Below are 10,774 nucleotides of genomic sequence, written 5' to 3' on the forward strand. Positions count from 1 at the left end.
GGATACCCAGCGCCAGATGCAATTACGAGAGTTTTTGAATCGCGCGTGCGACGCGAGCGATGGGCAAGCCCACCACGTTGTAGAAGTCACCCGAAATATCGTGCACAAGCATGCGGCCGCCTGTGCCTTGGATGCCGTAGGCCCCGGCCTTGTCCATGGGTTCGCCGGAGGCAACATAGCGCTCGATCTGCTCTTCGGTAAGCTCATAGAACGTCACGTCGGTCACATCGACAAACGACAGGCTCTCGGCGGCATGCGGAGCTGTAGCGTCGCCGGCTTTAACGATGCAGACGCCGGTTGCGACCTGGTGCGTGCGGCCCGAAAGCTCGCGGAGCATGGTGCGCGCCTCGTCCCCGTCTGCCGGCTTGCCCAAAATTTGGCCGTCAAAGGTGACAATAGTATCGGCCGCGACGGTCAGTTCGTTGGGCTCGGCATGCTCGGCGGCAACGGCGGCGGCTTTGGCACGCGCCAAGCGCTCGACGAGTGTAAGCGGAGCTTCGCCATCAAAAGGCGTTTCGTCGATATCTGCGGGAATCACGCGAATGTCATAGCCCGCCTCGCGCATCAACTCGATGCGGCGCGGTGATTGCGAAGCCAAAATCATAGCTGAATGCCCTCGGCGACCTTCTCGACGGCCTTGTCGCCGGCGAGCGTGCGCAGCAGCTCAAGCGCAAAGGGGAGCGACTGGGCCATGCCGCTGGCGGTGATGATGTTGCCGTCTTGCGTAACCTTCTCGCCGGTATAGGCGCCTTCGGGGAAGCTTTTCTCAAAGCCAGGGAAGCACGTGGCGTGGCGCCCCTCGAGTAGGTCGAGCTCGCCCAGGATAAACGGGGCGGCGCAGATGGCGGCAACGTGCTTGGTCGCGGCGAACTCGCAGACCACGTCGCAGACGCGCTGATCGGCACGCAGGTTGGTGGCACCGGGCAAGCCGCCGGGCAGCACGACGCAGTCGTACTCGTCAAAGTTGATCTCATCAAAGAGCGCATCGCAGGTCACGGGGATCTGCAGCGAGCTTACGACCTCACGTGTGGGCATAATCGAGACGAGCGTGGCACGCACACCGCCGCGACGCATGACATCGACCATGGTCAAGCATTCAATAGTTTCAAAGCCATCGGCGGCGAGAACGGCAACGCTGGGCATGAGGGCTCCTTTCATGGGCGGCATACAATTAGCCGTCTTATACCCCGAAGACCTCCGCTTGCCACGCTCGATTTTCCATTGTTTAAAAAGGGACGGGGCTATTTTAGCTACCCTCACCCATCCTCAACAATCTCAATCTGTAACATCTAGACCCACTTTTGACCCCTAACTGTTACAGATCAAGACAAACGGAAACCGCCCCGACAAAACGTCTAAATCTGTAACATCTACGGACCAAAACCGGGTCTTACTGTTACAGATCGAGACAGCCCCCAACAGCACCGCCCCGTTCGGGGAAACGACCGCTACAGGTACGGCGGGCAGAGGCTCACTTTTTTCTTCGGTTTTTCTTGACGGAATCTCACCTGTTGTAGTACTTTGTCCCAGTCTAAAAACGCGTGGACTTTTCTGGGCGCTAGCCACCTTTTTGCCACGCAACCGAGCAGTCGGTTGCGTGGCTTTTTTCGTCTTGGCAGCAGGTACCACATGCACCGCCAGAAGACCGCACGAGCCCACCTTCCGACTGCAGGGAACAGACGCACGAGACGTGCATCTGCAAGACAGCAGACGGAAGGGAGCCAAATGGCAGAAACAAACACAATCAAGCAACAGACCGCCGAGGCGGGAGCCGCGGGCGCGGGGCAGGTCAAGGCGGCGCTCCAGGTCTTTGCGGGCGGCGCCTGCTACGGCGCGATGGCCACGACCTACAAGCTCGCCTACGCCGCGGGCTTCACCTCAGCGCAGGTGGTGGCGAGCCAGGCGTGGTTCGGCTGCCTCTTCTTCGCCCTCGCCACGCTCGCAGGGCACGCACTCGGGCACCGCTGGCAGCGCGTGGGCTGGAAGCTCGCCCTCAAGCTCATGGGCCTGGGAGCCCTCACCTGCCTCACCTCAATCCTCTACTGCTACGCCATGAGCGTGCTGCCCGCCCCGGTGGCACTCACGCTCCTCTTCCAGTTCACGTGGCTGGGGCTCGTGTGGCAGACCGTCATGACGCGCCGGCCGCCGAGGCTCCTCCAAGTGGCCTCCGCCCTGGTCATCGTCTTCGGAACGGTGTTCGCCAGCGGCGTCTACAAGACCGGCATCACCGGGTACGACCCCGTGGCCCTGCTCTGCGCGCTGGGGGCGGCCGTGTCCTGCTCCCTCTTTGTCACCCTCTCCGGCAAGGTCGAGGCCCCCTGCTCGTCCGAGCAGCGTGGCGTCATCGTATGCGCGGGCTCCGTGGTCATGTCGCTCACGGTGTGTCCGGACTACGTCGTCTCGGGCGTCCTCGCCCAGGGCATCCTGCCCTTTGCCGTCATCGCCGGCTTCTTTGGCATGCTCTGCCCGGTCCTGCTCTTCGGCATGGGCTCTCCGCACCTGCCCGCGGGCCTGTCCACCGTCATGGCCGCCGCGGAACTCCCCGCCGGCCTGCTCATCGCCATGATCGTCCTCGGCGAGCCGCTCGGCGTCGTCGAGTGGCTGGGCGTCGCCATCATCCTCGCCGGCGTGTGCCTGGCACAGGTCCCCTCCCTGCTTGGAGGCCGGGAGGCACGTCGCGCCGCCGCAGGACAAGCCGTCAGCTAGTCACCCCTTCACAGGCGGCCCGCGCGCATCAGGGAAAGGGCCACGGGCCAGGCGCGCGAGGCCGCAAGGACGTTATAAAGCGTCCCCCGCAGAGATGGGGGCGCCAGAGAGAAGGAGGCACCATGCCATTTCCAAAAGGGTTCCTTTGGGGAGGAGCCACCGCCGCCAACCAATGCGAGGGAGGTTATGACGAGGGCGGCCGCGGCCTTGCCAACGTCGACGTCATCCCACACGGGCCGGAGCGCAACGACGTAAGCCGCGGCCTGAGGCGCATGCTCGACTTCGAGCCCGGGTACTACTACCCGGCCCAGACGGGCATCGACTTCTACCACCACTACCGCGAGGACATAGCCCTCTTCGCGGAGATGGGCTTTAAGGTCTTTCGCCTCTCCATCGCCTGGAGCCGCATCTTCCCCAATGGCGACGAGGAGGAGCCCAACGAGGCCGGGCTCGCTTTCTACGAGGACGTGTTCCGCTGCTGCCGCGAGCACGGGATCGAGCCCCTCGTGACCATCACGCACTTCGACTGCCCCATCCACCTCGTCAAGAAGTACGGCGCCTGGCGAAACCGCACCCTTATCGAGCTCTACAAGCGGCTTGTGACGGTGCTCTTCAACCGCTACCGCGGCCTCGTGCGCTGGTGGATCACGTTCAACGAGATGAACATGATCTTGCACCGTCCCTTCATGGGTGCCGGCATCGTCCTCGAGCCCGGGGAGAATGCCCGCGAGGCCGAGTACCGCGCCGCGCACAACGAGCTCGTGGCGAGCGCCTGGGCCACCAAGATCGCCCACGAGGTCGATCCGGAGAACAAGGTGGGCTGCATGCTCGCCGCGGGAAGCTACTACCCCTACTCCTGTCGTCCCGAGGACGTTCGCGCGGCGCAGGTCAAGAACCAGGAGGACCTCTTCTTCGTGGACGTGCAGGCGCGCGGTCGCTACCCCGGCTACGCGCTCAAGATGCTCGAGCGCGAGGGCATCGACGTGGGCATGACCGCCGAGGACGAGCGCATCCTTGCGGAGAACACCGTCGACTTCATCTCGTTTAGCTACTACTCCTCGCGCTGCACCGCGGGCGACCCCGACTCCGTGGGCGGCGTCGCCGAGGGCAACGCCTTCGCCGGCGTGGAGAACCCCTACGTGCGCACGAGCGACTGGGGCTGGGTCATCGACCCGCTGGGATTCCGCATCACGATCAACGACCTCTGGGACCGCTACCAGAAGCCGCTCTTTGTGGTGGAGAACGGCCTCGGCGCCTATGACGAGGTGCTTCCCGACGGCACGATCGAGGACGACTACCGCATCGCCTACCTGCGCGAGCACATCGAGGCCATGCGCGACGCTATCGAGCAGGACGGCGTCGAGATGCTCGGCTACACCACCTGGGGGCCGATCGACCTCGTGAGCGCGGGCTCCGGCGAGATGGAGAAGCGCTACGGCTTCATCTACGTGGACCGCGACAACCTGGGCAACGGCACGCTCGAGCGCAGGCGCAAGAAGAGCTTCTACTGGTATCAACAGGCCATCGCCACCAACGGAGGCGACCTGGGCTAACCACCCGGGCAATATCACTAAGGAGAAAATAATGGCTGAAAAATACGACGACCTGGCCAGATCCATACTCGAGAACGTAGGCGGCGCTGAGAACGTCGCCAGCGTCGCGCACTGCATCACGCGCGTGCGCTTCAAGCTCAAGGACGAGTCCCGCGCCAACACGGCCAAGATCGAGGCCCTCAAGGGCGTCATCCAGGTCATCCAGGCCAACGGCCAGTACCAGGTGGTCGTGGGTAACATCGTCGAGGACGTCTACGACGCGGTCCTGGAGGCCGGCAACTTCTCGAGCGGCGCAAGCGCCGACGACGAGCCCCAGGGCGAGAAGACCGTGGCCTCCGTCATCATCGACCTCATCTCTGGCATCTTCCAGCCCATCCTGGGACCGCTTGCCGCCGCAGGCATCATGAAGGGACTGCTTGCCCTCATCACCTACTTCGTCCCGGACTTTGCAAACGACGGCCTCTACACGCTGCTCTACACCGTGGCTGACGGCTTCTTCTACTTCCTTCCCGTCGCCCTGGCGTTCAGTGCCGCGCGCAAGTTCCGCATGAACGAGTTCACCGGTGTGGCAATCGGCGTGGCGCTCCTCTACCCGACGATGGTCGCCCTGACCTCGGGCGAGGCGCTCGGCAGCATCGACCTCGGCGTGGCCGGCGCGTTCTCGTGGTACGCCACCGCCCTCGGGATCCCCATCATCATGCCCGTGTCCGGCTACGTGAGCTCGGTGATCCCCGTCCTTCTCATGGTGTGGTTCGGCTCTATCCTTGAGCGCTGGCTCAAGAGCTGGATGCCGGCTGCGCTCAAGATGTTCCTTGTCCCGCTCGCCACGATGACGGTCTCCATCGTCTTGGGCTACCTCATCATCGGCCCGGTGGCCACCCTCATCACCAACCTGCTGAGCGCGGCGTTCTCGTTCATCTTCCAGCTCCCCGTGGTTGGTTCCGTCCTGGGCAGCGCCCTAGTCGGCGGACTGTGGATGTGCCTCGTCATCTTCGGCTTCCACTGGAGCCTCATCCCCATCTCCATCATGAACCTGAACACCCTCGGTCACGATAGCGTGCTCGCCGCCACCATCGGCCACGGGTTCGCACTCGGAGCGGTCATCTTTGCTATGTACCTCAGAAACAAGGACGAGCGCTTCCGCGGCATCGCCCTTCCCGCGATGATCTCCGCCTTCTTCTTCGGCGTCACCGAGCCGGGCATCTACGGCATCGCCCTCCCCAACAAGCGCGCGTTCGTCGTGGCATGCCTGAGCTCCGCCGTGGGCGGCGCCATCGTGGGAATGACTGGCGCTCTCATGTACATCTCGGGCGGCCTCGGCGTCTTCAACCTGCTCAACTTTATCGACGGGACCCCTGGTGGCGCCGGGATCTCCCACATGATCTTCGCGATCATCGCCTCGCTCGTCTCTGCCGTCCTGGCCTTTGTTATCGAGTTCATCACCTACCGGCCCAACGACGATGAGGAAGGCACCCGCTAGCCTGCGCCCTCCTCAATCAGCTCTATGTAATTGAGGAGCAGATGAGGTGGGTGAGGGCCGAGGGCGATCAAGGTGGCCGCCCTCGGCCCGGGACAACCTGCCAGAAGGCGTTTAGCTTTCTCGGGCGGCGCTGAAATGAACTGCGCCCCGATACTTGGACGGGTCAATTAGCGGCCTATGCCGCACATGGGGACTGATTTCGGAACTCCTCCGGGGTCAATCCCTTTTGCTTAACCTGCCTCCTCTTGTTCCAGTGAACGGTGTAGGCGTGGAGGTCCCGCTTGAACTCCTCGAAGCTCCGCCACGTCCGGTTCCTGTAGAGCTCGTCCTTCAGGCGCCCGGGCAGCAGCTCCGTCGCAAGAGCTCGCCCTCGCGCGCCGCCGGCCCCGGCCGGGTCCGGGCGCCCTTCGGCCTTCGGTGCGCCCGTATCCCCTGTCGCAAAACTCTGCTGCAAGAGTCCTCAGCGTGGCGTCGTGTCCGACTTTCCCGTCCATAAAGAAGCCCCCCATTTCTAATGTCCAAGAAATGAGGGGGCGGTTCAATTTCGGGACGGGGATTAAATAATCATTCAGAACATATTTTTTTATCCCCGTCCCAGAAAAATCATCGGGCGTGGTCTTGGGCAAACGGTCTAGTTACGCTTGAGGTGGACGACGGTTTCGCAGTGGAAGGTTTGCGGGAACAGGTCGACCGGTGTGATCTTGACGGGGGAGAAGGTGCCTTCCTCGACAAAGCGCTTAAGGTCGCGCGCCAGGGTGGCAGGGTCGCAGCTCACATAGGCCACGTCGCGTGCACTCGTGCTGGCGATGAGGTCGATGGCCTCGGGTGCCAAGCCTGCGCGCGGCGGATCGACCACCAGGACATCGGCGTCCTGGTCGGGGAACTCGCGTACCGCGTCGCCGCCGATGACGTCGACGTTGTCGAGCTTGTTGATCTCGAGGTTGCGACGCAGGTCGCGCACGGCCGGACCGTAGGCCTCGACGGCGGCAACAAAGTCACAGCGGCGGGCGAGCGGCAGGGTAAAGGTGCCGGCACCGCAGTATAGGTCCACGGCCAGCTCGTCTTCCTGCGGGTCGAGGGCGTCCATAACGAGCTCAATCAAAATCTCGGCACCCTTGGTGTTGACCTGGAAAAACGACGGGGCAGATAAGCGCATCTGGCCTTCGGCGATGTTCTCGGTCCACGAGCCCTCGCCGGCGAGCATCTCGACTTTGGAGACACGGCGGGCTTTCTTTTCGCCCTTGCTCATCACACGCACGATGCTCGTGGGATGAGCGGCGTCCGCTAGCACGCGGGAGACCTGCGAGCGCGGAAAAGAGCCTGTGGGCGTCCAGAGTGCGACCTCGAGTGCCTTGGTGCGGCGCGATGCGCGAATGCCCACGCGTTCGAGGCCCAGGTCATGGCTACCGCTTAGATAGTTGAGCGCGCCGACGACCGATTTGAGCGCCTTCGGGAAACGCTTATCGAACAGCGGGCACGCATCGACGGTCACGATTTTGCTGGGGTCGACACCGTGCATGCCAAGGCGTACGCGACCGTTGACGACGGTCGGTTCGAGCTCGATTTTATTGCGGTAGCCCCAGTCGTCCTTGGTGTGGCGGATGGGCTGCACCAGCTCGTCGACTTGCTCAGGGGTGAACTTGCCGATGCGCTCGAGCGTGGAGCGTAGGTTTTGCTCCTTGGCGGCGAGCTGTGCCGTGCGCGAGAGATTGCCCCATGAGCAGCCGCCGCAGGTGCCCACGAAGGGGCAGGGAGGCTGAATGCGATCGGGGCTTGGCTCCAGAATCTCGGTGGTGCGGGCGCGCATGAACGACTTGCCGTCCTGCACAACTTCGGCCTCGACGGTGTCGCCTGCCACGGCGCCCTGCACAAAGACAGCCTTGCCGTTGTCGGCGTGCGCCAGTCCGTCGGCGCCGTAGGTCATCGATTCTATGGTGAGCTTCATATTCCTGCCTGTCATTCGCGTTGTTGTCCGCACCATGGTAGCAGGGAAAAGCACCCCGCATCCGAGGCTTTCCTCAAATGCGGGGCGCTTCTACAAACTGCTTCTACAAACGACTATTTCGTTTTGCCGGTAATGAGTGTCTTAAGACCCAGGCCGATCAGGCCCAGGCCCATGCGCACGCGACCGGGGCGATGGCGCTCGATGGCCTCGGTCTTGCCGGCGGGCTTCTTGCGACGGGCACTCGTCTCGGGTGCGGGCTTGGTGACCTGCGGCTCGGGCTGAGGTGCAGGTGCAGGCTCGGGCTCAATGACGGTCGCCTGGACCTTCTGAACCTCGGGTGTTGCCGGCTGCGGCTCAGGAGCAGGGGCGGGCTTTGCCTCGGCGGCGGCCTCGGCGTTGCGATAGGCACGCTCCAGCAGGGCTTCCTGCGAGTTGAAGGGTTTCTCACCCTCTGCGCGCTCCACGGGGACCCAGGTGCCGTCGCTCGTGAGGCTGCGGGCCTTCACGTTGTCGCGCAGCTGCATGCCCATGTACTCGTGCACCAGGGCGCGGCAGGTGGGGTCGAGCACGGGGAAAGCGATCTCCACGCGGTGCTCGGTGTTGCGCGTCATCATGTCGGCCGAGCTCAGATAGATCATGTCCGAGTCCACGCCAAAGGCGTAAACGCGCGCATGCTCCAAAAAGCGTCCGACGATAGAACGGACATGCACGTTCTCGGTCTTGCCCGGAACGCCCGGCTTGAGGCACGAGATGCCGCGGATGATCATGTCCACGCGGACTCCTGCGCACGATGCCTCGGCGATCTTATCGATGACCTCGCGGTCGGTGAGCGAGTTGAGCTTAAAGAACACACGGGCGGGCTCGCCAGCGAGGGCGCGCTGGATCTCACGGTCCAGGCCGCGCATGATGAGCGGCTTCAGGCCGACCGGCGCCACGCCCAGGAAGCGGTAGTCGCCGCGCAGGTTGCCCAGCGACAGGTTGCGGAAGAACAAGTTGGCGTCCTCGCCGATGCCGGGATGGGCGGTCATGAGCATAAAGTCGCTGTAGAGCTTGGCCGTCTTCTCGTTAAAGTTGCCGGTGCCCAACAGCGTCAAGCGTGTAAGCGCCATACCCTCGCGATAGGTGAGCTGGCAGATCTTGGAGTGGCACTTAAAGCCTTCGGAGCCGTAGATGACGGTGCAGCCTGCCTCTTCCAAGCGCTCGGCCCACTCGATGTTGTTCTGCTCGTCGAAGCGAGCGCGGAGTTCCATGAGCACCGTGACTTCTTTGCCGTTCTCGGCGGCATCGATCAGCGACTCGCACAGGCGGCTCTGCTTGGCCACGCGGTAGAGCGTGATGCGCAGTGAGATGCACTCGGGGTCGTAGGCGGCCTCGTGCACCAGATCCAGGAAGGGGTTCATAGCCTCATAGGGATAAAAGAGCAGCTTGTCGTGCTGAAGTACCTGCTCGCGGATGGAGCGGGTCATATCGATGGTGGGGTTGGGCTGCGGCTTAAACGGCGTAAAGAGCAGCTCGTTGCGCAGGTGCTCGGGAATCTTGCCCTCGATGCCGAAGACATAGCCCAGGTTGAGCGGGATATCGCAGGTAAAGACCGAGCGACGCGGGAGCTCGAGCGCCTTGCGGATAGTCTTGAGCGTCGCTTTTTCGAGTGAGCCCGAGACGGCGAGTACTACCGGCTGCAGGCGCAGGCGCTTCTTGAGGATGCGCTTCATATGCTGGCGATAGTCCTCTTCCTCCTCGACGCCCTCACCGTCGGGATCGATGTCGGCGTTGCGGGTGACGCGGATGAGCGCGCGGTCGAGCGGCTTATAGGAGCCAAAGCAGCTGTCCAGGCAGGCGAGGATGACGTCCTCGAGCAGAATGTAGGAGTAGGTGCCGGTGGGCGAGGGGATCTCGACCACGCGGTTCATCGAGGCGGGAATCTCGATCAGGCCCAGCAGGCTTTCCTCGTCGGTGACGCCGTCCAGGCCACAGGCCAGGTAGAGTGCGCCGTTACGCAGGTTGGGGAAGGGGTGGCGCGGGTCGATCACCAGCGGCGAGATGACCGGCGACACGTAGGCCTGGAAGTAGCGGGTTACAAAGGTGCGCTCCTCGGGCGTAAGCGAATCGATGCGAGCGCGGTGAACGCCCAAGGTGTCGAGCTTGCCCTCGATACTTTTGAAGATTGACTCCCAACGGGTAAGGAGCTCGGGCATTTCGGCCATAACAGCATCGACCTGCTCAGAGGCGGTCATATTGCTTTTGTTGTCGACAGGCTGTTTTTTGAGCTCGGCCAGGTCGGACAGACCACCTACACGGACCATAAGGAACTCGTCGAGGTTGGACTCGAAGATCGAGACGAACTTAAGGCGCTCGAACAGCGGCACGGACTCATCGAAGGCTTCGTCGAGCACGCGGTTGTCAAAGCGTAGCCAGCTGAGCTCTCGGTTTTGCGTATACGAGAAGTCGCGCGGCGGTTTGCGCAGCTTTGCGGCGGCTTGCTTCTTTTCGATTTTGCTCGGCATATGCATCTGTCCGTTCAGTCCCCACAGGGGACGGTAGCCTAACACTATTCACTATTGTCTCAATTTAGTCGACCTATGGCACGGACGTATTGTACGAACGGCATCTTTACCTACTTCTTACGCGGTCAAAGCATGCAACAAACTACCCGACCCGCTTTGAAACAATTTATATCCATACTCAACTGGTGAGGATGTATGAATAAGAATGATTGCGAGCTGAATATAATCGAATCCAAATCGAATCATGGACAAACGACATATATATGCAGAAAACAGTCTTAGCTATGCAATTCCTAAACATGAAAATATTAGTGCTATCTCGCTCAATTCCTTAGAAAAAAGAACGATTACCTTTGAAAACCTGCTTTAGAGAACCGAAGTGCATCATGGGGGAATCATATGCGATATACCGTTCATCGCACTTTGCTGACCGTTCGGGGGCGAGGTGGAATTGCGGGTGGTTTTTGGATATAACTAGAGCTGTCAGCAAGCAGCGTCCCATATGGAGGGGCGCTGATACATTCGGCCAGTAAGGCCCGAAAGAAAGGTAGGAGGCCATGACGAAAGGTCTGCACGTGCCTTCCGA

At 62.0% G+C, this 10,774-nt stretch carries 8 protein-coding genes; 3 read left to right on the plus strand and 5 right to left on the minus strand.

Features of this window, described 5'->3' with window-relative positions; translation table 11 throughout:
- Positions 1–22: 22 nt before the first annotated feature.
- Together DWX63_RS04105 and DWX63_RS04110 are read right to left on the minus strand one after the other, a co-directional pair.
- Positions 23–604, minus strand: coding sequence for a nucleoside triphosphate pyrophosphatase (locus DWX63_RS04105; RefSeq protein WP_117564381.1), 582 nt, complete (start codon positions 602–604; stop codon positions 23–25).
- Entirely contained in the window at positions 601–1,143 is a 543-nt protein-coding gene (locus DWX63_RS04110; protein ID WP_055287259.1) for a DJ-1 family glyoxalase III, read from the minus strand. Before DWX63_RS04110 ends, DWX63_RS04105 begins: the two co-directional genes overlap by 4 nt.
- A 582-nt stretch (positions 1,144–1,725) precedes the next feature.
- On the opposite strand from DWX63_RS04110, the gene DWX63_RS04115 reads away from it, so the two are divergent.
- The 3 genes from DWX63_RS04115 to DWX63_RS04125 all read left to right on the plus strand — a co-directional run bounded on the left by DWX63_RS04115 (position 1,726) and on the right by DWX63_RS04125 (position 5,739).
- Entirely contained in the window at positions 1,726–2,706 is a 981-nt protein-coding gene (locus DWX63_RS04115; protein WP_117638210.1) for an EamA family transporter, read from the plus strand.
- Between the two features lie 122 nt (positions 2,707–2,828).
- Positions 2,829–4,259, plus strand: coding sequence for a 6-phospho-beta-glucosidase (locus tag DWX63_RS04120; RefSeq protein WP_117583936.1), 1,431 nt, complete (start codon positions 2,829–2,831; stop codon positions 4,257–4,259).
- A 31-nt stretch (positions 4,260–4,290) separates the two neighbouring features.
- Positions 4,291–5,739, plus strand: a complete 1,449-nt coding sequence (locus DWX63_RS04125; protein WP_117842889.1) for a PTS transporter subunit EIIC — start codon at positions 4,291–4,293, stop codon at positions 5,737–5,739.
- A 175-nt stretch (positions 5,740–5,914) separates the two neighbouring features.
- Here the strand turns inward: DWX63_RS04125 and DWX63_RS11640 are convergent, their stop codons facing one another.
- The 3 genes from DWX63_RS11640 to ppk1 form a co-directional block, all read right to left on the minus strand.
- Entirely contained in the window at positions 5,915–6,193 is a 279-nt protein-coding gene (locus DWX63_RS11640) for an IS3 family transposase (protein ID WP_199411087.1), read from the minus strand.
- 177 nt (positions 6,194–6,370) lie between these two features.
- The gene (gene rlmD, locus DWX63_RS04135; protein ID WP_117842890.1) at positions 6,371–7,699 is read right to left on the minus strand and encodes a 23S rRNA (uracil(1939)-C(5))-methyltransferase RlmD; all 1,329 of its coding nucleotides are present in this window, start codon (positions 7,697–7,699) and stop codon (positions 6,371–6,373) included.
- A gap of 98 nt (positions 7,700–7,797) precedes the next feature.
- A complete protein-coding gene (gene ppk1 / locus DWX63_RS04140) occupies positions 7,798–10,194 on the minus strand; it encodes a polyphosphate kinase 1 (protein WP_117842891.1) in 2,397 nt (798 codons plus the stop codon).
- Positions 10,195–10,774: the final 580 nt, after the last annotated feature.

It is taken from the genome of Collinsella sp. AF20-14LB (assembly GCF_003459505.1).
Lineage (GTDB): Bacteria > Actinomycetota > Coriobacteriia > Coriobacteriales > Coriobacteriaceae > Collinsella.